At 65.5% G+C, this 25796-nt stretch carries 29 protein-coding genes; 15 read left to right on the top strand and 14 right to left on the bottom strand.

Features of this window, described 5'->3' with window-relative positions:
* Positions 1-17 precede the first annotated feature (17 nt).
* Both ATO9_RS02200 and ATO9_RS02205 read right to left on the bottom strand, forming a co-directional pair.
* A complete protein-coding gene (locus ATO9_RS02200; RefSeq protein ID WP_043744423.1) occupies positions 18-419 on the bottom strand; it encodes an ACT domain-containing protein in 402 nt (133 codons plus the stop codon).
* A 19-nt stretch (positions 420-438) separates the two neighbouring features.
* The gene (locus ATO9_RS02205) at positions 439-1569 is read right to left on the bottom strand and encodes an S-(hydroxymethyl)glutathione dehydrogenase/class III alcohol dehydrogenase (RefSeq protein WP_043744426.1); all 1131 of its coding nucleotides are present in this window, start codon (positions 1567-1569) and stop codon (positions 439-441) included.
* 95 nt (positions 1570-1664) lie between these two features.
* Between ATO9_RS02205 and ATO9_RS02210 the strand changes: the two genes are divergently transcribed.
* Positions 1665-1952, top strand: coding sequence for an I78 family peptidase inhibitor (locus tag ATO9_RS02210; protein WP_238318653.1), 288 nt, complete (start codon positions 1665-1667; stop codon positions 1950-1952).
* A gap of 220 nt (positions 1953-2172) precedes the next feature.
* A complete protein-coding gene (locus ATO9_RS02215; protein ID WP_043744431.1) occupies positions 2173-3867 on the top strand; it encodes a Y-family DNA polymerase in 1695 nt (564 codons plus the stop codon).
* A gap of 44 nt (positions 3868-3911) precedes the next feature.
* Here ATO9_RS02215 and rsmD read toward each other — a convergent pair whose 3' ends face one another.
* On the bottom strand, positions 3912-4466 hold the full coding sequence (gene rsmD, locus ATO9_RS02220) for a 16S rRNA (guanine(966)-N(2))-methyltransferase RsmD (protein WP_043744434.1): 555 nt from the start codon (positions 4464-4466) through the stop codon (positions 3912-3914).
* A complete protein-coding gene (locus ATO9_RS02225) occupies positions 4467-5669 on the bottom strand; it encodes an NAD(P)/FAD-dependent oxidoreductase (RefSeq protein WP_043744437.1) in 1203 nt (400 codons plus the stop codon).
* Positions 5670-5755: 86 nt separating this feature from the next.
* Here ATO9_RS02225 and ATO9_RS02230 point away from each other — a divergent pair, with 86 nt between their 5' ends.
* Positions 5756-6244, top strand: coding sequence for a peroxiredoxin (locus ATO9_RS02230; protein ID WP_043744439.1), 489 nt, complete (start codon positions 5756-5758; stop codon positions 6242-6244).
* A gap of 263 nt (positions 6245-6507) precedes the next feature.
* Here the strand turns inward: ATO9_RS02230 and ATO9_RS23335 are convergent, their stop codons facing one another.
* Complete coding sequence (locus tag ATO9_RS23335) at positions 6508-6984, bottom strand: protein-tyrosine phosphatase family protein (RefSeq protein ID WP_162183051.1); 477 nt, start codon at positions 6982-6984, stop codon at positions 6508-6510.
* 212 nt (positions 6985-7196) lie between these two features.
* Between ATO9_RS23335 and ATO9_RS23340 the strand changes: the two genes are divergently transcribed.
* Positions 7197-7808, top strand: a complete 612-nt coding sequence (locus ATO9_RS23340) for a GntR family transcriptional regulator (RefSeq protein ID WP_081979414.1) — start codon at positions 7197-7199, stop codon at positions 7806-7808.
* A gap of 3 nt (positions 7809-7811) precedes the next feature.
* Here the strand turns inward: ATO9_RS23340 and ATO9_RS02245 are convergent, their stop codons facing one another.
* The 7 genes from ATO9_RS02245 to ATO9_RS02275 form a co-directional block, all read right to left on the bottom strand.
* Positions 7812-8672 (bottom strand): mechanosensitive ion channel family protein, encoded by an 861-nt coding sequence (locus ATO9_RS02245; RefSeq protein WP_043744442.1) that lies wholly within the window; start codon positions 8670-8672, stop codon positions 7812-7814.
* Positions 8672-8965 (bottom strand): 4a-hydroxytetrahydrobiopterin dehydratase, encoded by a 294-nt coding sequence (locus ATO9_RS02250; protein ID WP_043744446.1) that lies wholly within the window; start codon positions 8963-8965, stop codon positions 8672-8674. Before ATO9_RS02250 ends, ATO9_RS02245 begins: the two co-directional genes overlap by 1 nt.
* A complete protein-coding gene (locus ATO9_RS02255; RefSeq protein ID WP_043744449.1) occupies positions 8962-10164 on the bottom strand; it encodes a GNAT family N-acetyltransferase in 1203 nt (400 codons plus the stop codon). The genes ATO9_RS02250 and ATO9_RS02255 overlap by 4 nt, the downstream gene beginning before the upstream one ends.
* A gap of 31 nt (positions 10165-10195) precedes the next feature.
* Complete coding sequence (locus tag ATO9_RS02260; RefSeq protein ID WP_043744452.1) at positions 10196-10957, bottom strand: glycerophosphodiester phosphodiesterase family protein; 762 nt, start codon at positions 10955-10957, stop codon at positions 10196-10198.
* A gap of 3 nt (positions 10958-10960) precedes the next feature.
* Complete coding sequence (locus tag ATO9_RS02265; RefSeq protein WP_043744454.1) at positions 10961-11425, bottom strand: RidA family protein; 465 nt, start codon at positions 11423-11425, stop codon at positions 10961-10963.
* A 64-nt stretch (positions 11426-11489) separates the two neighbouring features.
* Positions 11490-12851, bottom strand: coding sequence for an HlyD family type I secretion periplasmic adaptor subunit (locus ATO9_RS02270; RefSeq protein ID WP_081979415.1), 1362 nt, complete (start codon positions 12849-12851; stop codon positions 11490-11492).
* Positions 12848-14587, bottom strand: a complete 1740-nt coding sequence (locus tag ATO9_RS02275) for a type I secretion system permease/ATPase (RefSeq protein ID WP_043744456.1) — start codon at positions 14585-14587, stop codon at positions 12848-12850. The genes ATO9_RS02270 and ATO9_RS02275 overlap by 4 nt, the downstream gene beginning before the upstream one ends.
* A gap of 167 nt (positions 14588-14754) precedes the next feature.
* On the opposite strand from ATO9_RS02275, the gene ATO9_RS02280 reads away from it, so the two are divergent.
* The gene (locus ATO9_RS02280) at positions 14755-15606 is read left to right on the top strand and encodes an MlaA family lipoprotein (protein ID WP_043744458.1); all 852 of its coding nucleotides are present in this window, start codon (positions 14755-14757) and stop codon (positions 15604-15606) included.
* Complete coding sequence (locus ATO9_RS02285; RefSeq protein ID WP_043744461.1) at positions 15584-16198, top strand: MlaC/ttg2D family ABC transporter substrate-binding protein; 615 nt, start codon at positions 15584-15586, stop codon at positions 16196-16198. The genes ATO9_RS02280 and ATO9_RS02285 overlap by 23 nt, the downstream gene beginning before the upstream one ends.
* Before the next feature lie 175 nt (positions 16199-16373).
* Here the strand turns inward: ATO9_RS02285 and ATO9_RS02290 are convergent, their stop codons facing one another.
* Positions 16374-18599, bottom strand: coding sequence for a transglycosylase domain-containing protein (locus ATO9_RS02290; protein ID WP_043744463.1), 2226 nt, complete (start codon positions 18597-18599; stop codon positions 16374-16376).
* Between the two features lie 258 nt (positions 18600-18857).
* Between ATO9_RS02290 and ATO9_RS02295 the strand changes: the two genes are divergently transcribed.
* Together ATO9_RS02295 and ATO9_RS02300 are read left to right on the top strand one after the other, a co-directional pair.
* Complete coding sequence (locus ATO9_RS02295; protein ID WP_043744466.1) at positions 18858-19196, top strand: P-II family nitrogen regulator; 339 nt, start codon at positions 18858-18860, stop codon at positions 19194-19196.
* A gap of 28 nt (positions 19197-19224) precedes the next feature.
* Positions 19225-20562, top strand: coding sequence for an ammonium transporter (locus ATO9_RS02300; RefSeq protein ID WP_043744469.1), 1338 nt, complete (start codon positions 19225-19227; stop codon positions 20560-20562).
* Between the two features lie 307 nt (positions 20563-20869).
* Here the strand turns inward: ATO9_RS02300 and ATO9_RS02305 are convergent, their stop codons facing one another.
* Complete coding sequence (locus ATO9_RS02305; protein WP_043744472.1) at positions 20870-21184, bottom strand: DUF1244 domain-containing protein; 315 nt, start codon at positions 21182-21184, stop codon at positions 20870-20872.
* Positions 21185-21396: 212 nt separating this feature from the next.
* On the opposite strand from ATO9_RS02305, the gene pyk reads away from it, so the two are divergent.
* The 7 genes from pyk to ATO9_RS02340 all read left to right on the top strand — a co-directional run bounded on the left by pyk (position 21397) and on the right by ATO9_RS02340 (position 25796).
* Entirely contained in the window at positions 21397-22842 is a 1446-nt protein-coding gene (gene pyk, locus ATO9_RS02310; RefSeq protein WP_043744475.1) for a pyruvate kinase, read from the top strand.
* A 25-nt stretch (positions 22843-22867) separates the two neighbouring features.
* Positions 22868-23092, top strand: a complete 225-nt coding sequence (locus ATO9_RS02315) for a hypothetical protein (protein ID WP_043744477.1) — start codon at positions 22868-22870, stop codon at positions 23090-23092.
* A gap of 154 nt (positions 23093-23246) precedes the next feature.
* Complete coding sequence (rpmI, locus tag ATO9_RS02320; protein WP_043744480.1) at positions 23247-23447, top strand: 50S ribosomal protein L35; 201 nt, start codon at positions 23247-23249, stop codon at positions 23445-23447.
* 14 nt (positions 23448-23461) lie between these two features.
* Positions 23462-23824, top strand: coding sequence for a 50S ribosomal protein L20 (rplT, locus tag ATO9_RS02325; protein ID WP_043744484.1), 363 nt, complete (start codon positions 23462-23464; stop codon positions 23822-23824).
* A 119-nt stretch (positions 23825-23943) separates the two neighbouring features.
* Positions 23944-25008 (top strand): phenylalanine--tRNA ligase subunit alpha, encoded by a 1065-nt coding sequence (gene pheS, locus ATO9_RS02330; protein WP_043744487.1) that lies wholly within the window; start codon positions 23944-23946, stop codon positions 25006-25008.
* 114 nt (positions 25009-25122) lie between these two features.
* Positions 25123-25518, top strand: a complete 396-nt coding sequence (locus ATO9_RS02335; RefSeq protein ID WP_043744489.1) for an ASCH domain-containing protein — start codon at positions 25123-25125, stop codon at positions 25516-25518.
* Entirely contained in the window at positions 25515-25796 is a 282-nt protein-coding gene (locus ATO9_RS02340) for a YrhK family protein (RefSeq protein WP_043744494.1), read from the top strand. The genes ATO9_RS02335 and ATO9_RS02340 overlap by 4 nt, the downstream gene beginning before the upstream one ends.

Raw genomic sequence — 25796 nt, forward strand, 5'->3', positions numbered from 1 at the left:
GCTTGGGTCGCTTGAGCCTATTCGCCGGCGGCTTCCGACAGGGCGGTCAGGCAGGCCATGGCGTCATCGGTCCGGTCCTCGGGCACGAAGATATGGTCATGGTGATAGGCGGCCACGACGTTGCAGGGGATCGCAGCCCCTGCCAGCGCATCGGCCACGGCAGCGGTCAGGCCCACGCCGTCCAGCGCGCTGTGGACTTGCAGGGTGATGCAGCGCATCGGCAGTGTCGTGTCCAGCCCGGCGGTCGCCGCGACCTCCAGCGGCAGGATCAGGGACATCCCCTCATCCTCGCGATAGGTGGCCAGGGCGCTGGCCGACAGCGCCTCGGGTGCGCCGGTCACGAAGACGAAACGCCCCGGGGTCAGCCGGGGCGCCATCTGTGCGATCATCGCGGTTCTGTCCGAGACAGGGTCCGTCATGAGCCGCGTGTCAGACCGATCAATAGGTGACGACAGAGCGGATCGACTCGCCCGAATGCATCAGGTCGAAGCCCTTGTTGATGTCATCGAGCCCCATCGTGTGGGTGATCATCGGGTCGATCTCGATCTTGCCGTCCATGTACCAGTCGACGATCTTGGGCACGTCGGTCCGGCCGCGTGCGCCACCGAAGGCGGTGCCCTTCCAGACCCGGCCGGTGACCAGCTGGAACGGACGCGTGGCGATCTCGGCACCCGCGGGGGCGACGCCGATGACGATCGATTCCCCCCAGCCGCGATGCGCGCATTCCAGCGCCTGGCGCATGACGGTGACATTGCCGGTGCAGTCGAAGGTGTAATCGGCGCCGCCGATCAGGTCACCGCGACGCTTGGTGAGGTTCACCAGGTAGGGCACGATATCCTCGTCCAGGTCCTTCGGGTTCACGAAATGGGTCATGCCGAAGCGTTCCGCCATTTCCTTCTTGGCCGGGTTCAGGTCGACGCCGATGATCATCTCGGCGCCGGCAAGACGCAGGCCCTGGATCACGTTCAGGCCGATGCCGCCCAGGCCGAAGACCACCGCGGTGGAGCCGACCTCGACCTTGGCGGTGTTGATCACCGCGCCGATGCCGGTGGTGACGCCGCAGCCGATATAGCAGATCTTGTCGAAGGGCGCGTCCTCGCGCACCTTGGCCAGCGCGATTTCAGGCAGCACCGTGTGGTTCGAGAAGGTCGAGCAGCCCATGTAGTGCAGGATCGGATCGCCATCCAGCGTGGTGAAGCGCGAGGTCCCGTCGGGCATCACGCCCTGGCCCTGGGTGGCGCGGATCGAGGTGCAGAGGTTGGTCTTCTGGCTCGTGCAGGAATAGCATTCGCGGCATTCCGGGGTGTAGAGCGGGATCACGTGATCGCCCGGCTTCAGGCTGGTGACGCCTTCGCCCACTTCCATCACGACGCCGGCGCCTTCATGGCCCAGGATCGCGGGGAACAGGCCCTCGGGATCGGCGCCCGACAGCGTGAACTCGTCGGTGTGGCAGATGCCGGTCGCCTTCACCTCGACCAGGACCTCACCGGCCTTCGGCCCGTCGAGGTTCACATCCATGATTTCCAGCGGTTTCCCGGCCTGGGTGGCGACGGCGGCTCTGGTGCGCATCGGGGCTCTCCCTTGGTGTAACGTGGCGGCAGTAATGGGCGACTTTTCGCAATGGATCAATCGGGAATGCTGACCTTTCGGACATGAAAACATATATGAGCAGGATGAGACAATTCGCCCTGATCGCCGCGCTTCTGCCGCTGGCCGCCTGCATGGAAGACGACACCCCGCCCCCCGCCGACACCGCGGATGCCTGCGGGGCCGCTGCCCTTCAATCCCTCGTCGGCCAGGACCGGGCCGCGGTGACCGAGGCCGGGCTGACCCCCGACCGCAAGACCCGCATCTTCGGCCCCGGTGCCGCGCTGACCATGGATTTCCGCGAGGACCGCGTGAATGTCGAGCTCGACGCGGCGGACCGGGTCGTCCGGATCTATTGCGGCTGACACCCGCGCCCCTGATCCTTCATCTTGCCGGAAATACTCCGGGGTAGGCGCCGGGGCGCAGCCCCGGTGACAAGGGGCAGAGCCCCTTTCCAATCATGTCGTGCGGCGCATCCCGCCGCGCAATCGGGCCGGCGCAAGCCGGACCGCGGCAAGGGTGGGGACTCGACTCCGCCCGGGGCGGTGCAGTAGGGTGAACAAATAGCGAACAAAGTACTGCCCGATGTCCGCCCCTTCTGCCCCCGCCCCCCGGTCGACGCGCCGGTTCCTGTCGCTGTGGTTTCCCCGCCTGGGGGCCGAACGGGCCCTGCGCCAGGACCGGGGCGATCCCGCGCTGCCCTTTGCGGTCGTGGCCACCCAGGGTCCGGCCCAGATGCTGCATTCGCTATCCGCCGGGGCAGAGGCGGCGGGGCTGCGCCGGGACCAGCCGCTGCGCGATGCGCTGGCCATGTGCCCGACCCTCGTCACCCGCCTGCGCAACCCGCAGATCGAGGCCGCCTTCCTGGCCAGCCTGCGCCGCTGGGCGGGGAAATATTCCCCCTGGGTCGGCGTCGCGGGCGAAGAGGCGCTGAGCCTCGACATCACCGGCTGCGCCCATCTCTTCGGCGGAGAGGAAGGGCTGCTGGCGGCCATCGACGGTGATTGCGCGGGCTTTGGCCTGACCGTGCGGGCCGGTATCGCCGACACGGTGGGCGGGGCCTGGGCGCTGGCCCATTACGCGGGCCAGGGGGCCGCGCATCACCGCAGCGGCGATGCCGTCGACCAGGAGGCGCGAGCGACCCGGTCCCGCGCGGTCAAGCGGCGGCACTGGGAACGCGGCGGCGCGGCCCCCGACACGCCCCCCGACACGCCCACGGCCGGGATCATCGCCCGGCGCATCGCCCCGCCCGGCCAGGTGCGCAGCGCCCTCGCGCCCCTGCCGCTGGCGGCCCTGCGGCTGGAGCCCGACACGTTGGCACAGCTGTCGCGTCTGGGTCTGCGCCGGGTGTCGGACCTGGTGGACCAGCCCCGTGCGCCGCTGACCCGCCGGTTCGGCCCGCGGCTGACGCTGCGCATCGACCAGGCGCTGGGGCATGTGCCGGAACCCGTCTCTCCGGTGGCGGAGGCGCGGCCCTTTGCGGTGCGGATGACCCTGCCCGACCCGATCGGCCTGGAGGAGGACATGCTGGCCGGGCTGGACCGCCTGCTGCCGCGCCTCTGCGAGACGCTGGCCGCGGCCGGGCGGGGCGCGCGGCTGATGCGGTTGCAGGCCTATCGCACCGATCACAGCATGCAATGGGTGGCGGCCGGTCTGGCCCGCGCCACCGCCGATCCGGAGCGCATCCGCCCCCTGCTGGCCATGAAGGTGGGCGAGATCGACGCCGGCCACGGCATCGACATGCTGCGGCTGGAAGCGGTGCAGACCGAACCGGTGTCGGCCCGCGAACCCGTCGGGCACCTCGCCGCCGGAGAGGTCATCGCCAATCGCCTGGCCGCCAGCACCGCCGAGGATGACCTGATCGCCCGGGTCGGCGCCCGGATCGGGATGGAGGCGGTGACCCGCTGGCACCCGGCCTCGTCGCATATCCCGGAAAAGACCGCCCAGGTCCTGGCCGCCGCCTGGTCCGACCCGGTGGAGGCCTGGCCGGAACCGCCGGTGCCCCGCCCGCTGCTACTGTGGCGCCCGGAACCGGTCCATGCCCCCGACGTGCCGCAGGTGCCGCAGCGCTTTCGCTGGCGCCGCCGCGACCTCGTCCTGGCCGAGGCCACGGGTCCGGAACGGATTGCCCCGGAATGGTGGCTGGACGATCCCAACTGGCGCTCCGGCACCCGCGATTACTGGCGCGTCCGGGTGGAGGGCGGCGAAACCCTGTGGCTGTTCTTTGCCCATGGCGGGGCAATGTCGCCCGGCTGGTTCTGCCACGGGCAATTCGCCTGACGTTTGGGAAGGTCCGGTGATTGGTGCGTCTGAACCGCAGACGCTCAGGCCCGCAGCAGGGTGACGGTCGTGTCGCCGTACCCCTTGTGTTCCAGCAGGTCGAACCCGTCGGGCGCGGTTTGCGGGCCTTTTTCCTCCCACACGATCAAGGCGTCGGGCGCGATCCATCCCTGGGCCTGCGCGGCGGCCAGCGCGGCGGGGCCGAGGGATTTGCCATAGGGCGGGTCCAGGAAGACGAGGTCGCAGGGCGTGGTGGCGGCGGGCAGTCGGACGGCTTTGCTGCGCAGCACGCGGGTGCGGTCGGCGACACCCAGCAGCGCGATGTTCTCGGCCAGCAATTTCTGCGCCACGCGCCCGTCATCGACCAGCGTGACATGGGCCGCGCCGCGCGACAGCGCCTCGAGTCCGAGCGCTCCGGTCCCGGCAAAGAGGTCGAGCACATGCGCGTCCTCGACCGGGTCTCCGAAGCGGCCGCCCAGCAGCAGGTTGAACAGGCTTTCGCGGACACGATCCGTGGTCGGGCGCAGATGCGCGCCCGCATCGCCCTTGCCGACAGCGGCCAGGCGACGGCCCCGGAATTCGCCCCCGACGATCCGCATTCAGCGCATCAGGGTCTTGAGCTCGGTCGCGGGATCGGCCAGCGCGGCGGGGTCGGGGGACTTGCCCATCGACAGCAGCCGTTTGCCCACCATGAAGCCGCGCGGATCGTTCATCGCATCGACGGCCAGCAGCGTGTCACCGGCATAATACCAATGCGACCGGGCCTCGCCGCCATCGCGGACGACGACGCGGTCATAGCCGACGTTCAGCCCGGCGATCTGCAGCTTGATGTCGTACTGGTCGGACCAGAACCACGGTTCGGGCACGTAGGTCTTGCCCGCGCCGCACATGTTCTGGGCCACGCATTCGGCCATGTCGATGGCGTTCGGCACGCTTTCCAGACGCAGTCGCGCGCCCCCGTGCGGGAAGCTGGCGCAATCGCCCGCGGCCCAGATGCCATCGGCGGAGGTGCGACCCTGTTCATCCACGGCGATGCCGTTGTCGCAGGTCAGGCCCGCGGCTTCGGCCAGGCGTGTGTCGGGCAGGATGCCGGTGCCTGCGATGACGAAATCGGCTTCGATCACCGTGCCATCGGTCAGCTCGGCGCCGGTCACGGGGCCGTCGCCGGTCAGACGGGTCAGGCCGATGCCCTCGCGGATATCGACACCGTGGCCCTTGTGCAGGGCGCGGAAGTAATCCGAGGTTTCGGGCGCGGCGACCCGTTGCAGGATGCGGTCGGCCATTTCCACCAGCGTCACCTTCAGGCCCTGCTTGGCGGCGACCGCTGCGGCTTCCAGCCCGATATAGCCGCCGCCGACGATCAGCAGGCGGCGCCCTTCGGAAAACTCGGTGGCCATGGCATCCACATCCGCCAGCGTACGGACATAGTAGAGCCCGTCGAGCGACCCGCCGATCGCATCGGGAAGGCGGCGGGGCAGGGAGCCGGTGGTCAGCGCCAGCTGGTCGAAGGACAGGCTTTCGCCGCCCAGGTCCAGCGTCTTTGCGGCCGGGTCGATGGCGGTGACCGCCGCGCCGGTGCGCAGGGTGATGTCCCGTTCGGCGTAGAACGCCTCGGGCCGGAGGAAGAGCCGTTCGCGCGGCATCTCTCCCAACAGGTAGGCCTTGGAGAGCGGGGGGCGCTGGTAGGGCGGGGCGGCTTCGTCTCCGATCAGGGTAATCTGTCCGTCGAATCCCGTCTCTCTCAGCTTGACGACAAGAGAGGACCCGGCCTGGCCTGCGCCGACCACGACGATATGAGACATGTGAAACCTCCGTTTTCCACTGGCAGGCGCGGCAGGACGGTCTATCCTACGACCCACTCATGTCGAGATACCGAGAGGGAGACACAATGGCAATTTCCAAAGGCGACACGCTGCCCGACGCGACCCTGGTCGAACTGACGGGCGAGGGACCCAAGCAGGTTTCGCTGTCCGAGCGGCTGAAGGGCCGCAACGTCGTGATCTTTGCCCTGCCCGGCGCCTTTACCGGCACCTGCACCACGGCGCATGTGCCGAGCTTCATGCGCACGGCAGAGCAATTCAAGGCCAAGGGCGTGGACGAGATCATCTGCCTGTCGGTCAACGACCCCTTCGTGATGGGCGCCTGGGACGAACAGACCGGCGCGGGCAAGGCCGGCATCACCATGCTGGGCGATCCGGCAGCGGAATTCACCAAGGCGGTCGGCATGGATTTCTCGGCCCCGCCCGTCGGGCTGGTCGACCGGTCCAAGCGCTACGCGATGTATGTGCAGGACGGTACGGTCGCGGTGTTCCAGGAAGATGCGAATCCCGGCCAGTGCGACCTGTCAGGCGGCGAAGCGATGCTGGAAGCGATCTGAGCCACAGCGCGTCCTGAGGGCCTGTCACGGGTCCCGGAAAATGCAGAACCCGCCGACGGACTGTCGGCGGGTTTTCCATGCCGGGATACCGGCGTTTCTACCCTGGTCATATCGGCCACCGCTTAGCTTGCATGGCGGGGTGTCCGAAAACCTCTTTGCTTTCCGGTGCTTGCGTGCCCGGTGTAACCTATGTCTACCTGTATACTTCTCTGGGTGTCAATTGCAAAAAATGCTATCTGTTCCGGAGTGACGCAACGGACGCATCAGGCGCTTGTGCAGCATTCGGCCAGCCAGGTCAGTTGTGCCTCGCTTTCGATGGCTTCGCCGAACCCGGCGCGGACCCTTTTGATCGCCGCGTCCAGGTCATAGCCTTCGCGGAGCAGCAGGTAGGCGACCATCGTGCCGGACCGCCCGGCGCCGTATTGGCAGGCGAAGGCCACGGTGCCGCCGCTATTGGGCATGTCGGGGCGGCGGGTTTCCAGATCGTGCAACCGATCCAGCATGGCGGCATCCGGGGTTTCGTAATCCGGGATCGGCAGGAAGGCGAGGTCGATGCCTGCCGCGTCGGCCCCATCATGCAGGAAGGCGAAGGCCCCGTCGGGCAATTCCGCCTCTTCCGCGAGCACGATCAACAGACCCGCACCGGCTTTTTTCACGTCTGCGAGCGTGTCCGAAAGATTGTCGGGATCAAGATAGGGGTCCCCGTCGATGCCGGTTTGAAGTCCCGGAAAGCCCGTCATCACGCAGTGGCCGCCGCGGGTCATTTCGATAACAGCCCGAAAAGAAGAATTATTTTCCGTCACGCCTTATCCTTTGGGTCCCTGAGAGGAAAAGATACGAATTATTTGCATCATATGCATTTTGATGCGTCAGCGCACCCTCGGGATATTTACATCCACTCGCCTTATCGTTGATCTATACTGAACGAGAAGAAAGACCAAGCGGGACGAGAATGCAGCCACGGAAAGAAGGATCGGCAATAGCCGCGGTACTCAGGCACCGCATTTGCATGACGCAATCGGTGACAGAGGACATCACGCTGCACGAGGGCACGCTGGCGGCCGAGTTCGGTGTGTCGCGGACCCCCATCCGGCAGGTCCTGCAGAAACTGGCCTATGAGCGGCTGGTGGAAACCAGGTCGGGCGTCGGCACGATCGTGGCGCGGCTGGACCCCGAGGAACGGCAGCTGGACCAGAACGTGCTGGAGGCGCTATTCCGCGCTGCGGCCGATTGCGCCGGGCCCGACGACATGCCGGACACGGTGTTCGAGCGGTTGCAGACCCGGTACCGCCTGATCGATGCAACGGGCGGCAATGCAGCGGCCTACCTGGAACACCGCACCGATCTGCTGGAGATCAGCGCCGATATCACGGCCGACGCGATCCTGGCGGATGCGATCCGCGCCGCGCATTGGCGCCAGATCCGCTGGCGGATGACCGAGGCGGCCTGGGATGAACCCGATTGCTTTGCCCGCCTGCATGACGCGCTGAAGGCCAGCGTCGCCTGTGCCGAAACGGGCGACGCGGCCGGTGTGCTGCGCGTGCTGGCGCAGGCCGGGCTGTAGGGCTTAATCCGCCTCGGTCTTGTCCGACAGGATGGTGCGGGTCGGGAAGGGGATGTCGATCCCGGCCGCGTCCAGCGCGTCCTTCACCTTGCGTTTCATGTCCGCCTGGTACTGGAAGTAGACATCGGCGTCGCACCAGACCCGCATCAGGAAATCGACGGAATAATCGCCGAGATTGTTCACCTGGAGGAACGGCTCCGGATCGCTGTGGGACCGGGAATCGGACATGATCGTTTCGCGAATGACCTCTTCCGCGCGTTTCAGATCGGCGTCATAGCTGACCCCGAAGGTGAATTGCGCCCGCCGGGTCGGATAGATCGAGTAATTGGTGATCGTGTTTCCCCAGACCTCGGAATTGGGGATGATGATCTGCACGTTGCCCATGTTCGCCAATTCGGTGAAATTCAGCGAGATGTCCTGAACCGTGCCCATATGGCCGCCGATTTCGACGAAATCGCCGGTCTTGATGGGGCGGAAGAAGATGATCATCACCCCCGCCGCGATATTCGACAACGTGCCTTGCAGGGCCAGGCCGACCGCGAGGCCGGCGGCACCGATGACCGCGACGATGCTGGTTGTCTGCACCCCGAACGTGTTGAGCACGAAGAGGAAGGTGAAGGCCAGGATCGCGTAGCGCACCACCGAGGCCAGGAAGCTCATCAATGTCGGATCGAGCCGGGCGTGGTTGTCGGCCATACGGGTGATGCGCCGCTTGGCCCAGCCGGCCAGGAAGAAGCCCACGACCAGGATCGCGATGGCGGCCAGGACGGATCCGACCACGCTGGCCAGGAAGTCCAGGGTCAGGAAATCGGACAGCGTCTTGCCGTCGATGATCTCGGTCGAGAGCAGGTTCTGGAAGTCCATCAGATCAGCTGGTCCATCTTTCGGGCCAGTTTCGCATCCAGCGCCGAGAGGCCGCCGACATCATGGGTGGTCAGGTCGACATCGACCGTGTTGTAGACGTTGCTCCATTCCGGGTGGTGGTTCCACTTTTCCGCGTAGATCGCGGCCCGGGTCATGAAGCCGAACGCTTCGGGGAAGTCTTCGAACTTGAAGGACTTGGACAGTTTCTTGCCGTCTTCACTGACGGTCCAGCCATTGGCCGTCAGCGGCGGCAGCAAGGTTTCGCGGGCGGTATCGGAGAGCTTTTCGGTCAATCCTGTTCCTCCTGTTGATCGCGTCGGAATGGGCCGTAGGCCGTCAGCACCTCGATTTCCTCTTCGACGGCGGCGGCCTCGGCGTTGAGATATTGCTGGATCGCGCGGGCAAAGCCCGGATCCGCGACCCAATGCAGCGAATGGGTCTGGGTCGGCAGGTAGCCGCGGGCCAGCTTGTGTTCGCCCTGCGCCCCGGCCTCGACCGTGGACTGGCCGCGCGCGATGGCGGCGTCGATGGCTTGATAATAGCACAGTTCGAAATGCAGGCAGGGGTGGTGTTCGATGCAGCCCCAGTAGCGGCCATACATCGTGTCCCGTCCGATGAAGTTGAGCGCCCCGGCAATGGGGAAACCATCGCGTTGCGCCAGAACCAGCAGCACGTCGTCGCGCATCTGGTCCTGCACGATGTCGAAGAATTCGCGGGTCAGGTAGGGCGTGCCCCATTTGCGCGCGCCGGTATCCTGGTAGAAGCGCCAGAAATGGTCCCAATGTTCGGGCTGGATGTCGTCGCCGGTGAGCGACACGATCTCTCCGCCGAACTCCTGGGCCTGGCGGCGTTCCTTGCGGATGTTCTTGCGCTTGCGAGAGGACAGCGTGGCGAGGAAATCGTCGAACGTGTCATAGCCGCGATTGACCCAGTGGAACTGCTGGCTGGAGCGGTGCATGAGGCCAAGCGCCTTGCCCGGTTCGACCTCTTCATCGGCACAAAAGGTGATGTGGACGGAGGACAGACCGTGGTCGGAGGCCAGTTGCACCGCAGCCTGGACAAGCGCGGCCTGGCCCGTCGCCTCTTCGCCCGGGCGGGTCAGGAACCGGCGGCCCGTGGCGGGGGTGAAGGGCACGGCGATCTGCAGCTTGGGGTAATAGTCGCCGCCCGCGTTCTCATAGGCATGGGCCCAGTTGAAATCGAAGATGTATTCGCCCTGGCTGTGGGATTTCGCATAAAGCGGCGCTGCGGCGATGATCCGGTCGCCCTTGTAGGCGGTCAGGTAGCGCGGCTGCCACCCGGTGCCGCGCCCGACCGATCCGCTGTCTTCCAGCGCCTTGAGGAACCGGTAGGTGGTGAAGGGATCGTTGGGCGGTCCGCCATCGGCGGATTCCGGGCAGGCACAGGCATCCCAGTCTTCCTGGGGCACTTGTGAGAGGCTCTCGCTCGCGCGGACCTCGATCACCGTTTCGTCTGATTCCGTACCATCCATGGGGTTCTATGTGATGCGGCTTGCGGGCCGATCAAGACGGGATTTCCGCAGCGTAGCCTTCAAAGGTCACATTGTCGGCGATGCGACGGGCCTGTGCCTCCTGCTCGGGCGAGCGGATGGTCCAGCACAGCACCGGAACGCCCTGTGATTTCAGCTGTGCGACCCGGGGCCGGTCCAGATCCTGCGCCTCGTGCGAGATGAAATGCGCATGGACATCGTCGTAGTCGGGGATGTCGCGCAGGCGGTCACGGGTGCCGCCGGGGATCAGCATCCAATCCTCGGGGCGGAAGGAACAGGTGGTCAGCCCGCGCGGCAGATCGGGGGCGAGGCCGGCCATGATCCGCACGGAATTTGGGTTGAAGGACATCACGGCGGCCGGCCCGTCATAGGCGGAGAGGGCTTGGGCCGTTGCCTCCTCCAGCCGGCCGACGGCGGCGCCAAGCGCGCCGTCCTGGTCCTTCAGCTCGATCAGCAGGGGCACCCGGCCTGCGACCAGGTCCAGGACCTGGGGCAGGGTGGGGATGCCGGTCGCGCCCCCCAGCAGGCGGCTCGCGCCCAGTTCAGAGGCGCTTCGGCGTTGGATCGCACCCTTTTCGCCGGTCAGCCGGGCAAGGTCGTAATCGTGGAACACCATGGCTCGACCATCGGCCGACAGCTGAAGATCGATCTCGATCCCGTAGCCCGCGACGATGGCGGCCTCGATCGCCTCTACCGAGTTTTCCGGACGCCCGGCCGCGCGGTCATGAAGCGCCCGATGGGCGATCGGCGCGGCCAGGAAGGACGGGGGCAGCATGGCTTATTCGATTTCGAAGATGCCTTCGATCTCGACCGCGACGCCGAAGGGCAGGGCGCCCGCGGAGACGGCGGAGCGGGAATGGCGGCCGGCTTCGCCCAGCACCTCGACCAGCAGGTCGGAGCAGCCGTTCACGACCTTGGGCTGGTCGCCGAATTCCTTGGTGGAGTTCACGAAGCCGGTCAGCTTGACCGCGCGCTTGAAGCGGGAGAAATCGCCGCCGCAGGCCGCCTTGACCTGGGCCAGCAGCGACAGGCCGCACAGGCGCGCGGCGGCGGCGCCGTCCTCGACACTCATGTTGTCACCCAGAACGCCCTTGATCATGCCATTGGCATCCATCGAGATCTGGCCCGAGACGAAGATCAGGTTGCCCACCTGCACGTAGGGCACGTAATTCGCCGCCGGTGCGGGGCTGTCGGGCAGGGTCAGGCCAAGTTCAGCCAGGCGGGCGTCGATGGGATGGGTCATGTCAGGCTCCTTTCGGTTTGCGCGCACGCTACCCTGCGGCAGCGCGAATGCAAGCGAAAGACGCCTAGTTTTCCCGGAAGGCGCGGTTTGTATATTCCAGGACCGGGTCCAGAAGGTAGGCAAGCGGCGTGCGGTCACCGGTGGTGATGAACGCCTCGACCGGCATGCCGGGGACGAGTTCGGCACCTTCCGGCAGCTTGGTGATTTCACCGGTCTCTAGAACGATTTCGGTCATGTAATAGGACATGCCCGAGGCTTCGTCGGTGAAGGCGTCGGCCGAGATCTGGCGGATATGGCCCAGCAATTCCGGCCCGTCGCGCTGGTCGAAGGCCGAAAAGCGCAGGCGCACCGGCTGGTCCAGGGTGATGAGGTCGATGTCGATGGGCTGCACCCGCGCGGCGATCACCAGCGGACGATCCTGCGGCACGAGATAGAGCACGGGATCGGCGGGGCGTAGCACGGCGCGTTCCGCGAAGACCTGAAGCCCATAAACCCGGCCAGATACCGGTGCTGTGACATCAAGGCGGGCCAGCCGTTCGATCAGGGCGCGGCGTTCTTCCGCCAGTTCCAGTTCACGGTAGCGCAGGTCGCGCAGGCGGGTGATCGCCTCTTCGCGACGGCGGGCACGGAGCTTGATGATCTCGAGGTCGATCTCGGTGCTGCGGCCTTCGGACTGAGCGCGCTGTGCGGTCAGTTCACCCAGCGTGCCGCGCAGGCGGGCGTCTTCGCGGCGCAGGGCCAGCACGCGAGAGGCCTGGGCCAGGCCACGGTCCAGCAGCGATTGCTGGTCTGTCAGCTCCCCTTCGATCAATTCCAACTGTTCGCCCAAGGCATCGCGCTGCGCATCGATACCTTCGATTTGATTCTCGATCTGGCTACGGCGCTTGGACAGTTGTTCGATTTCCTGCGACAGCGAGGTCGCGCGCGCCTCGGCCAGGCGTTTCTGGCCTTGCATCAGTTCGAGCGCATCCGGACTTGTTGCAGCCGCTTCGATCAGCATCTTGTCGAATACAGGCGTTTCGCGATCGTCACGCTCGGCCTCAAGCCGGCCGCGGCGGGCCATGAGTTCGTGCAGCTGGCTTTCGACGATGGCGAGTTGCGAGCGCAGGGCCGTATCATCCAAGCGGATCAACACCTCCCCGGTTTCTACAAGGTCACCCTCGTTCACGTTGATCTCTGTAACCACGCCGCCATCCGGGTGCTGAACGACCTGGCGGTTGCGGTCCACCTCGATCCGGCCGGGCGCAATGACTGCGCCGGTGATCTGGGTGAAGACGGACCACGCCCCGAAGCCGCCCAGAAGAAGTGCCAAGGTCATGCTGCCGATCCACAGCGGGGTAGAGGCGGACCAGGTCTTGGCGGCGGAGTCTTTGCGGAGATCCTTGCGCGGGGTGCGACCGGTGTCCTTTTTCGAAGGCTTCTTCATTGCTTACCCCCCTGGATCAGCTGGGTGTGGTTCTGGGTGACTTTCTTGAGCACCTCGTCTCGGGGGCCGTACGCGACCCGCTGTCCGTCGTCCATCATCAGCAGCATGTCGCATTCCTGGATCGCGGCCGGGCGGTGCGCCATGATGAGGGCCGACTTGCCCTCCTGCTTCATGGAGCGGATCGCCTGGTTCAATGCCTCGCCGCCCTCGTGGTCGAGGTTGGAGTTCGGTTCATCCAGCACCAGCACCACCGGGTTGCCATAGAGCGCGCGGGCCAGCGCGATGCGCTGCATCTGCCCGCCCGACAGTCGCCCGCCATGGGCCGAAAGCTGCGTGTCGTAGCCGTCGGGGAAGCTGAGGATCATCTCGTGCGCGGCGGCCTTCTTGGCGGCGGCGACCACGGCGGCGTCATCGGGTTTTTCCGCCAGGCGCGCGATGTTTTCCGCGACCGTGCCTTCGAACATCTGCACCCGCTGTGGCAGGTAGCCGATATGGCGGCCCAGAGTGGCGGGGTCGTACTGGTCCAGCGCCGCCCCGTCGAGGCGGATCTTGCCAAGCGCGGCGGGCCAGGCGCCGGTCAGGGCGCGGGCGAGCGTCGATTTCCCGGCGCCGGAAGGGCCGATCACGCCGACCGCCTGTCCGGGCTGCACCGTGAAGCTGAGACCGCGCACGACCGGCGAGGTCAGGCCCGGGGGCACGACGCTGATCTGCTGCACGTCGATCAGGCCGCGGGGCACCGGCAGGGCAGTACGGGAGCCTTCGGGCGGGATCGCGTCCAACAGGTCCGCCAGGCCGCGCCAGCCGGTCATAGCACGTTGAATCAACGCCCAGTTCCCGATCAACAATTCGATGGGGGCCAAGGCGCGGCCCAGCAGGATCGAACCGGCAATCATCGCGCCTGGGGACAATTCGTTGAGCAGAACGAGGTAGGCACCGAGGCCCAGCATCGCCGATTGCAGGAACAGGCGGAACGTCTTGCTGGCCGAAGTGAAGGCCCCCGAACGGTCGGTGCCGGCCACGGAATGTTCAAGGGCTTCGGCGCGGTATTTACGCCAGCGCTGGAACGCTGCGTCGCGCATGCCCATGGCGCCGATCAGCTCGCCTTCGGACTGGATCTGGCTGGCAATGTTGTCGGCCCGCATTGAGGTGGCCGCGGCGCTTTGTTGCGGCAGGCGGGTCAGCCACTGGTTCAGCAGGGTGACGACGATCAGGATACCACCGCCAGCAAGGGCCAGGATGCCGAGCCACGGATGGAAAAGCGCGATGCCGGCGAGGAAGATGGGCGTCCACGGAATGTCGAAGAATGCCAGCGCCGCAGGAGAGGTCATTGCCCGCTGAATTGCGCTGAGGTCGTGCAGTTCCTTCGCGCCCGAGGCACCACCCGGCACAATCGCGGATTTCTGGATCACGGCATCAAAGACCCGGCGGTCAAGCTTGGACTGGAACCGGGCGGCGGCGCGGGACATCACCCTTGCGCGCACCATGTCGAGGACACCCATCACCCCGAACAGAAACGCGACCAACAGCGTCAGCGCGACCAGGGTTTCGACTGACCGCGACGACAGGACGCGGTCATAGACCTGGAGCATGTAAAGAGGTCCGGTCAGCAACAGGAGGTTGGTGAAAATACTGAATAGGCCGACAAACAGGAAAAGACCGCCATTGGACCACCAGGCCCTGCGCAGTTCCGCACCCTTGGGTGCGCCCTGAAGCTGGCTTTTATGTGCAGTGGTCATGGTGCCTCGCCTAATAATTTATCCCGTTACTCATCGGCGGTCCGTCGCTGTCGCACGCCAATTGTTCCTCGGGTACCACACTTGCCCTTGAAGCGCAGTGGATCGGGTGAAATATCTTTAACAAACGCCTATATAACGGACGTTCCTTTAGGAAAAGCAATTTGCGAATGATCTGGTATTCCGTGCGACGGTATCTGTGGCAGGCACTAACACTGGCGGCGCTGGCCCTGATGGCGGCCTGTGGTCCGGCGCCGATGGCGACCGGGATCAGCGACCCTTACGAGGCGTCGAACCGTGCGACGCATGAATTCAACAAGAAGGTCGACCGCAATTTGCTGAGCCCGGCGGGCAATGGTTATGTCTCATCGCTTCCCAAACCCATCGTGACCGGGATCGGCAACGTGGCCGACAACCTCAGCACGCCCGCGATGATGGTGAATTCCGCGCTGCAGGTCCGGCCCGAGGCGACCTTCGGCAATTTCTGGCGGTTCGCGATCAATTCGACCATCGGCATTGTCGGGATTTTCGACGTGGCCTCGGCCATGGGGATCCCGGAATACGACACCGATTTCGGTGAGACACTTCATGTCTGGGGCGTGCCGGAGGGCAATTACGTGGAATTGCCGGTCTTCGGCCCCTCGACCGAGCGGGACACGGTGGGGCGGGTCGTGGACCTGTTCACCAATCCGCTGAGCTATGCGCTGGACAGCCCCGAACGCTATGTCGGCCCCGTCGCCAACGTGGCGAAACGGGTGGGCGACCGGGGCCGCTTTGGGCAGACCGTGGACAGCGTGCTGCATGACAGCGCCGACAGCTATGCCCAGGCCCGCCTGACCTACCTGCAAAGCCGTCGTTACGAACTGGGCGGGACGCCGGCGGCCAGCGGCGATCCCTATGACGACCCTTACGGCGACCCCTACGACACCGCGGCCGATCCTTACGACGATCCTTACGCGGACCCGAATGCCGACCCCTATCAAAGCACCGGTGACCCCTATGACGACCCATATCTGCAATAAGTTCACCCGCCGCGCCTTTCTGGGCTCTGCCCTGTCGGGCCTGGCCATATCGGCGGCGGCGCCCGCATTGGCGCTGACGGATGCCAAGGCCAAGGCGCTGGTCGACGCGCTGGTCGGAGAGATCAACCGGGTGATCGCGAAGGGCGGATCGCTGCCCGGCATGATCCGGGATTTCGAGAAGATCTTCACCCGCTACGCCGATGTGAACATCATCGCGCAATCGACGCTTGGCCCGGATGTGCGCCGCGCCAGCCCGGCGCAGCTGCGCGCCTATACCGAGGCCTTCCGGGGCTACATCGCCCGCAAATACGGCAAGCGGTTCCAGGAATTCGTCGGCGGCAAGATCGAGGTGAACAGCGTGCGGCAGGTGAAGACCTGGCACGAGGTGATCTCGACCGCGTATCTGCGCGGCGAGGCACCGTTCGAGGTGAAGTTCCTGGTCTCGGACCGGTCGGGCAAGGACCTGTTCTTCGACATGGTGATCGAGGGGATCTCGATGCGGCTGTCGGAACGGACCGAGATCGGCGCGATGCTGGATCAGCGCCGCGGCGATATCGACGCGCTGATCGCGGATCTGAAGCGCGCGGGCTGAGCCTGTCGCGCCATGGCGCCCCGTGATGCGCTGTGGCGTGTCATGTCGGGCGGCGGAGCGTGTGGCCGATCCGGGATGCCTCCGGCGGGAGTGTTTTTGGCAAGATGAAGCAGGGGGCGCCTCGCGGGGCGCCCTCTGGTCGTTTCCGGGCCTTTAGCAGCCTTTGGGCCGGGTATCAGTTGCGGATGCCGAAGATGTTGCGCAGCAGCCGTTCGATCGGGTCCTGCTGGGCCGGGGCGCGTTGTTGCTGGGGCGCGACGTTGTTGCTGTCGGCCACCGCCTCGGGCTGGCTGCGTTCGGGCACGGACATGGGCAGGGGGCGGACCGGCACGCCTTCGTGGATGCGCAGCATCGCCTCGTGCCAGATCTCGGCCGGCAGGCCGGAGCCGGTCACCCCGGTCAGCGGCGTGTTGTCGTCATAGCCCATCCAGACCCCCGCCACGTAATCGGCGGTGAAGCCCAGGAACCACGCGTCGCGGGCCGCGGAGGTGGTGCCGGTCTTGCCCGCGACCTGGCGGTCGGGCAGGGCGGCGCGGCCGCCGGTGCCGTTGGTGACCACCTGGTTCATCATCCAGATCAGCTCGCGGGCGGCGCTTTCGCGGATCACCCGTTCGCCGATGCCGCCGTCGGCATCCATCAGCGGTTCGGACTGGCCCTGCAGGCGCAGTTCGATCAGCCCGTAGGGCGTGACCGACGAGCCGCCATTCAGGATGCCCGCATAGGCGCCGGTCATCTCGACCAGCGTGGATTCGGAGGCGCCGAGCGCCAGGGCCGGGCCTTGGGCCAGGTCGGATTCGATGCCGAAATCGCCCGCGATCCGGCGCACCAGGTCGAGGCCCACGGAGTCGGCGACCTTCACCGCCGGAATGTTCAGCGAATGCTGCAACGCCTGGGTCAGGGTGACGGGGCCGCGGAACTTGTGGTCGTAATTCTCGGGCGACCAGGGGCCGGAGCCGGGGATGTTCAGCGTGATCGGTTCGTCCACCACCACGTCATCCCAGCGATAGCCGAGTTCCAGCGCGGTCGCATAGACGAAGGGTTTGAAGGCCGATCCGGTCTGGCGCAGCGCCTGGGTGGCGCGGTTGAAGGCGCCGGACACCTTGGTGCGGCGGCCGCCCACCATGGCGCGCACGGCGCCATCCGCGCTCATCACCACGATGGCGGCCTGGGCTTCGGAGCCTTCCTTCACCTTGGTGTCGAAGATGTGCTTCAGCCCTTCTTCGGCGGCGCGCTGGATGCGGCGGTCGAGGGTGGTGCGGATCACCACGTCCTCGGTCGTCTTGCGGGTCAGGAATTCGGGGCCGGAGGACATGACCCAATCGGCGAAATAGCCGCCGGCGCGATCTTCGGCCGCCTGCGAAAGGCCGGCGGGGTTGTTGCGCGCCTGCTGGGCGGCGGTCGCGGACAGGTAGCCCTGTTCCTCCATCAGGTCGACGATGACGGTGGCGCGGTTCTGCGACCGGGTCAGGTTGTTGGTGGGCGCGTAGCGGGTGGGCGCGACCAGCAGCCCGGCAAGCATGGCGGATTCCGCCGGTGTGACCTCGGAGGCGGACTTGCCGAAATAGCGCTGGCTGGCGGCTTCGAACCCACGGGCGCCGGCGCCGAGGAAGGCGCGGTTCATGTAGATGGTGAGGATGTCATCCTTGGTGTAGCGCGCTTCCATCCCCATGGCGTAGATCGCCTCGCGGATCTTGCGCCACAGCGTGGATTCGCGGCAATCGGCCTCGTAGGCGGTTTCATTTTCCCAGACCTCGGGGTCATAGGGATCGCCGAGGCAGAGGAGCTTGGCCGTCTGCTGGGTGATGGTCGACCCGCCATGGCCGGACAGCGGGCCACGCCCTTCGCGCAGGTTGATCCGGATGGCCGAGGCGATACCGCGGGGCGAGACGCCGAAATGGCGGTAGAAGCGCTTGTCCTCGGTGGCGACGATGGCGTTCTTGAGGTGCGGTGACACGGTTTCGGCGGTGATGACGCCGCCGAACTGGTCGCCGCGCCAGGCAAAGACCTGGCCCTCGTGATCGAGCATGGTGACGGAGCCGCGGGCGCGGCCATCGAGCTGGTCCTCGAGCGGGGGCAGGGACAGGGCGACGAGACCGACGGCGCCCGCGATGATGAGCACCGCCACGGCGCCGAGGCGCCAGCTGAGACCCCAGACGAGGCGGACCACCCAGCCGATCACCGAGCGGACGAACCCGATGGGGCCGCGCCGCGTGCGTTTCGGGGCGGCCTTGCGGCTGCGGGCGGTCTTGTTGGGGGTCTTGCGTCCGCCGCCATTGCCGGACCCGGAGCCCCGGCCGGAGCGACCGGCCGCAGCCTTCTTGCCCGCCGGCTTGCCGCCCGAAGGCTTGGCATAGCGGCGATCGGCCACGAGTGGCTTCTTGCGTCGTCCTGAATCACTCATCTGGTCCTGCCCGGCACCTGTTGTTTTGTCACCGGTATAGGTGTTTTGGCCGCTAATGTTGAGTGGTTTGACGTTTTTGGCACGTTTCAATTTCGCCTAAATTTTCAGCTTCAATTTTGCACTGCGCAAAAATTATGCAAATGCGCGGGAAATAATCGGTGGATTCCGGGGCACCGCCTTCCGGTACGGGCATGCCCAAGTTTTAGGTGGCCGTGCCAAAGGCGGGGCTCGCACCCCGAGATACGGAAGGGAAAACCAGTGAAACTCATCATTGCGACAATCAAGCCGTTCAAGCTCGAGGAGGTCCGCGAGGCGCTGACCGAAATCGGCGTACGCGGCATGATGGTGACCGAAATCAAGGGCTTCGGCTCCCAGTCGGGCCACACCGAGATCTACCGCGGTGCAGAATACGCCGTGAACTTCGTTCCGAAGATCAAGCTTGAGATCGCGGTGTCTGCCGAAATGGCCGACCAAGTGGTCGAAACCATTACCAACACTGCCAAGACCGGCAAGATCGGCGACGGTAAAATCTTCGTGCTGGACATCCAGCAGGCGGTTCGCGTGCGGACCGGGGAAACCAACGCGGACGCGCTGTAAGCCTCGCCGACAGGGAAAGGAAAGACGAATGAAAACCATTACCAAACTGGGCCTTGCCGCCGCGCTGATCGCGCTGCCGAGCCTCGGTCTTGCGCAGGATGAAGGTCCTGCCGCAGGTGTGAACCCCTCGACCGATACGGTCTTTATCCTGAACTCGCTGCTGTTCCTGGTCGGCGGCTTCCTGGTCTTCTTCATGGCCTGCGGCTTTGCCATGCTCGAAGCGGGCCTGGTGCGCGGCAAGAACGTGACCATGCAGCTGACCAAGAACATGGGTCTCTTCGGTCTGGCCACGATCTTCTACTACCTGATCGGCTACAACCTGATGTACCCGCTGGGCACCTGGTCGGTTGACGGCGTCCTGTCCGGCGTCTGGGGCCCGGGCGTCCTGGAAGCTGTCGGCGTGACCGCGGATGCGGCCGACGATTACGGCTATGCCTCCACCGGTTCGGACTTCTTCTTCCAGCTGATGTTCTGTGCCGCCACCGCGTCCATCGTGTCCGGTACGGTCGCCGAGCGCATCAAGCTGTGGCCCTTCCTGATCTTCACGATCATCCTGACCGCCGTGATCTATCCGCTGTCCGCATCCTGGAAGTGGGGCGGTGGTTTCCTGGACGAAGCCGGCTTCCTCGACTTCGCGGGCTCCACGGTCGTGCACTCCGTGGGTGGCTGGGCCGCTCTGGCCGGTGCCATCATCCTCGGGCCGCGTATCGGCAAGTACAAGGACGGCAAGACCATCCCGATGCCGGGTTCCAACCTGACCCTCGCCACCCTGGGTACGTTCATCCTGTGGCTCGGCTGGTTCGGCTTCAACGGTGGTTCGCAGCTGGCCATGGGCTCGGTTGGTGACGTTGCCGACGTGTCGCGCATCTTCTCCAACACCAACACGGCGGCTGCCGGTGGTGCGATCGCTGCGCTGATCCTGACGCAGATCCTCTACAAGAAGCCCGACCTGACCATGGTTCTGAACGGCGCGCTGGCGGGCCTGGTGTCGATCACCGCGGAACCGCTGACCCCGACCCTCGGCTCGGCCACCATCATCGGTGCCATCGGCGGCGTGATCGTTGTCTTCGCCGTGCCGATGCTGGACAAGCTGAAGATCGACGACGTCGTGGGCGCCATCCCGGTTCACCTGATCGCAGGTATCTGGGGCACCATCGCCGTGGTCTTCACCAACTCCGACGCCAACCTGGGCACCCAGCTCTATGGCATCATCGTGGTGGGTATCTTCACCCTGGTCTCCTCGGCCGTGGTCTGGTTCCTGCTGAAGATGATCATGGGCATCCGGGTCTCCGAAGAAGACGAGATCACCGGTCTCGACATGGCGGAGCTGGGCATGGAAGCCTATCCGGAATTCTCGAAGGGCTGATAATCTCCTCCCATCAGTCTGAGACACTCACCCGGGCGTTCGCGCCCGGGTTTTTTGTTGTTCGCATGTCCGTCAAAAGGAGCGCCTGCGGCGCATGCGACCTGAGGCGATCATCCGGGGGATGATCGCGGGGGGCGCGTCTGGCGATGTCGGGGCAGGGGATGGGCCGGTCGCCCGTTTTTTTGAGGGGGCGATGTTTTGCGATCATCCCTGGCGGGGTGATCGCGGTGCCTCCGGCGGGAGTATTTGGGCAAGGTGAAGCTCGGGCGCGCGCAAGGTGTGAAGTTTGCGCGAGGATGCGCCGGGGTCAGTCCCTGGAGGTGACGTTTTCGGCGAAGGCCTGTTTGAAGGCGGCCTGCTGGTCGTCTGTGGCTTCGGTCTGGTTCTGCGCTTTCCACTCCTCGTAGGGCATGCCGTAGAAGATCTCGCGCGCCTGGTCCTTGGTCATCTCGATGCCGCGATCGGCGGCGGCCTCCTGCATCCAGCGGGACAGGCAGTTCCGGCAGAACCCGGCGAGGTTCATCATGTCGATGTTCTGCACGTCGGGGCGGGCTTCCATCAGGTGGTTGCGCAGGGTGCGGAAGGCGGCGGCTTCGATTTCGAGCTGTGTCTTGGTGTCCATGGCGATGTCCTTTCGCGGGCTTGGATTGCGCGGCAGGCTGGCAGGAAAGCGGGGCGCTGGTCAATCCGGCTGCAATGTCGCGGGGCGGGCGGGGAAATCATGGCGAAGTGTCACTCCCCTGTCACTTCAGGTGGCAAATCTGTGGTCATCTGGTAACGATAACAGGAACGGCCCCGCGCAAGCCCGGGGCCATCGCAGCAGGGAAGGACCGCATGAGACGCCAGCGCAATACCAAGATCGTCGCCACTTTGGGCCCGTCCTCCTCGGATTACGAGATGATCCGCAAGCTGCACGAGACCGGTGCCGATGTCTTCCGGCTGAACATGAGCCACGGCAGCCATGACGAGATCCGCGAGCGTCACCGCATCATCCGCGAGGTGGAGCGTGACCTGGACAGCACGATCGGCATCCTGGCCGACCTGCAGGGTCCGAAGCTGCGCGTCGGTGTCTTTGCCAATGGCGAGGAAGAGCTGGCCGAGGGCGCTTCTTTCCGGCTGGACCTGGAGGACAAAGAGGGCGACGCGACCCGTGTGACCCTGCCGCATCCGGAGATTTTCCAGGTGCTGGAAGTCGGTGCGCAGCTGCTGGTCAATGACGGGAAGATCCGCCTGAAGGTTGTCGATTGCGGTGCCGATTTCGCCGAGACCGAGGTGATCGCGGGCGGCACGATCTCCAACCGCAAGGGCGTGAACGTGCCCGATGTGGTGCTGCCGCTGGCCGCCTTGTCCGAGAAGGACCGGAGCGACCTGGAGTTTGTCTGCCAACTGGGCGTGGACTGGCTGGCGCTGAGCTTTGTCCAGCGGCCCGAGGATGTGACCGAGGCGCGGGACCTGGCCGGTGGCCGGGCCTCGATCCTGTCGAAGATCGAGAAACCGGCGGCGGTGAAGAGCTTCGAGGCGATCCTGGAAGTGTCGGACGGCATCATGGTGGCGCGGGGCGACCTGGGCGTGGAATTGCCGGTGCAGAACGTGCCGCCGATCCAGAAGCAGCTGGTGCGCAGGTGCCGGGCCGCGGCCAAGCCGGTGATCGTGGCGACCCAGATGCTGGAAAGCATGATCGAGAGCCCGATGCCCACCCGGGCCGAAGTGTCCGACGTGGCCGCCGCGATCTACGAGGGCACCGATGCGGTGATGCTGTCGGCGGAAAGTGCCGCCGGGCAATACCCGGTCGAGGCGGTGCAGACGATGGACAAGGTGGCCCAGGAGGTGGAGAGCGATCCAACCTACCGCGAGATCATCGAGGCCTCGCGCAAGACGGTGCGCGGGTCGGTGGCCGACGGGATCGTCGTGGCGGCGCGGGAAATCGCGGAGACGACGGATATCAAGGCGATCTGCTGTTTCACCCATGGCGGCAAGACCGCCCTGCTGACCGCGCGCGAACGTCCGCATGTGCCGATCCTGGCGCTGACGCCGCTGCGCGGGACCGGGCGCAAGCTGGCGCTGAGCTGGGGGGTGAACTGCGTGATGACGGGCGAATTGCACCGGTTCAAGCAGGCGGTGGTCAATGCCGCCCGCGCCGCGCGAACCCATGGCTATGCCACGGAAGCCGACCAGATCGTCGTCACCGCGGGGGTGCCGTTCAACGTGCCGGGATCGACCAACATCCTGCGCGTCGCGCCTTGCGAGGAACGTTTGATTTTCGCCTCCGATCCCGAATAGGGTCGGCAGGCGGAGGTATCATCACATGGACAGCGACCTGATCCTGGTCGTCGGCATCGTCATCCTGATGCTGTCGATCCCCTCGGCCCTGTCGGCCTTTGCCGACGGGCGGGCGCCCTGGGTGGCGTTGCTGGTCATCATCCTGGGCGGTGCCGTCGTCGGCTGGGCCTGGGTGAACAATCCCGGGGGCTACACGCTGGAGGACGTGCCGCATGCGATCATCCGGGTCGTGGCGCGGGTGATCCCCTAGCGGGGTGGCCCCGAGGGGCGTCCGGGGTGGCGAAACCGTCAATTCGCTCTTGCTTTGCAGGGAATCCCGGCCTATACGGCGCGCTCACCCGCGCGGCCGGTCGGAGTGGCATACCGAGTCGCGTCAATACCCGTTCAAGACCAAGGAGACGGAAATGCCCAAGATGAAGACGAAATCGAGCTGCAAAAAGCGGTTCAAGATTTCGGCCAAGGGTAAGGTCCTGACCGCCCAGGCCGGCAAGCGCCATGGCATGATCAAGCGCACCAACAAGTTCATCCGTAACGCACGCGGCACGACCACCATGTCCGAGCCCGATGCACGCATCATCAAGTCGATGATGCCGTACCACCGCTAAGAGGAGGATGAACCATGTCTCGCGTTAAAAGCGGTACCGTTACCCACGCCCGTCACAAGAAAATCCTGAAGTCGGCCAAAGGCTATTACGGCCGCCGTTCGACCACCTTCAAGGTGGCGACCCAGGCTGTCGACAAGGCGAACCAGTACGCCACCCGTGACCGGAAGGCGCGCAAGCGCAACTTCCGTGCGCTGTGGATCCAGCGTATCAACGCCGCCGTGCGTGCCCATGACGAAGCGCTGACCTATTCGCGTTTCATCAACGGCCTCGGCAAGGCCGGGATCGAGGTGGACCGCAAGGTTCTGGCCGATCTCGCCGTGCACGAACCGGCTGCTTTCGGTGCCATCGTCGATAAGGCGAAGGCCGCGCTCGCGTAAGCACCTCCCCCTCCGGGGACAAGTTTCAGGGAAGCCGCGGACCTTTCGGGGTCTCGCGGCTTCTTGTCTTTCAGGGCTTTGCTTTGTAGCAGAAGCCAAAAGCATCAGGAGGATCGGGGATGGACGATCTGAAGGCAAAATGGCTGGGCGCGATCGGCGAGGCGGCGGATGAAGCCAGCCTTGAGGATCTGCGGGTTCAGGCCGTTGGCAAGAAGGGCGAAATCAGCCTCAAAATGCGCGAACTGGGCAAGATGACGCCCGAAGAGCGCCAGGTGGCCGGCCCGGCGCTGAACGCGCTCAAGGACGAGATCAACACCGCGCTGGCGGCCAAGAAGACCGCACTGGCCGATGCCGCGCTGGATGAACGGCTGAAGACCGAATGGCTGGACGTGACCCTGCCCGGGCGTGACCGCCGGACCGGCACCGTGCACCCCGTGTCGCAGGTCTGGGAAGAGGTCACGGCGATCTTTGCCGATATGGGCTTTGCCGTGGCCGAAGGGCCGCAGATCGAAACCGACTGGTACAATTTCGACGCGCTGAACATTCCCAGCCATCACCCCGCCCGGGCCGAGATGGACACGTTCTACATGCACCGGGCCGAAGGCGATGACCGCCCGCCCCACGTGCTGCGCACCCATACCTCGCCGGTGCAGATCCGGTCGATGGAGGCGCAGGGCGCGCCGATCCGCACGATTTCCCCGGGTCGCGTGTACCGCGCCGATTACGACCAGACGCATACGCCGATGTTCCACCAGGTCGAAGGCCTGGCGATCGACCGCGATATCTCCATGGCGAACCTGAAATGGGTGCTCGAGGAATTCTTCTCGGCCTATTTCGGCACCTCCGTGAAGACCCGCTTCCGCGCCTCCCACTTCCCCTTCACCGAACCCTCGGCCGAGGTCGACATCCAGTGTTCTTGGGAAGGCGGCACCGTGAAGGTGGGCGAGGGCGACGACTGGCTGGAAGTGCTGGGGTCCGGCATGGTGCATCCCAAGGTGTTGTCGGCGGCGGGCGTGGACCCGGCGGAATGGCAGGGCTTTGCCTTCGGCATGGGGATCGACCGGATCGCGATGCTGAAATACGGCATCCCCGACCTGCGCGCCTTCTTCGATTCGGACCTGCGCTGGCTGCGCCATTACGGCTTCCCGGCGCTGCAGGTCCCGACCATTCGCGGCGGGGTGTGATCCCGTGCCCCTGCGCCTTTCTTCCGGGTGTCACGCCCGTCTCTCCGACCCGAGGCCTGGTTCAGGCCGCGGGAAGGGCGCAGGGCGTGACCTTCGCAAGATGCAGGGGGCCACATGACCGAGCCCGTCACCTTCACCTTCGGCGATTACGAGGAGCTCTGTAACGAGGTCCTGGCGCTGGTGCGGTCGGGCAAGAAGACCGTGACCTGCGCGGCGCTGACGGATTTCGGGCCGGGCAAGGACCCCATGCCCGAGGTCGGACGGCAGGACATCGCGCTGGAATGGGATGGCTCCCCTGCGGTGCAGATGGAAACGCTGGAGGTGCTGACCATGCCCTTCGGCGACGTGACCGAGGAGCTGGCGGCGGACATGGCCGAATTCCGGGATCTTGAGGATTTCCGCGACCAGTACCGCACCTATTTCGAGATGCGGGGGAAATGGTCGCCCGACATGATGCTGATGGTCGAACGGTTCCGGCTGATCAGGGATTTCGCGGAGGATGACAGATGAAGCTGTTCCGTCACGACGCGCCGGACCGCTCGGAAGAGGCGCAGGCGCTCTATGCGCGGGCCGAGCTGGCCTATACCTGCATCGATTTCGGCGCCGCCCTGGCCTTCCTGGTCGGCTCGATCCTGTTTTTCTACAACGACCTGCAAGAGACGGCGACGTGGTTCTTCGTCATCGGGTCGATCGCCTTCGCGGCGAAACCGACACTGCGCCTGTGGCGCGAGTTCAAGCTTTACCGAATGGGCGACATGAAAGATCTCGCCGAACGGTACGAGGAGTAA

It is taken from the genome of Pseudooceanicola atlanticus, from assembly GCF_000768315.1.
Lineage (GTDB): Bacteria > Pseudomonadota > Alphaproteobacteria > Rhodobacterales > Rhodobacteraceae > Pseudooceanicola > Pseudooceanicola atlanticus.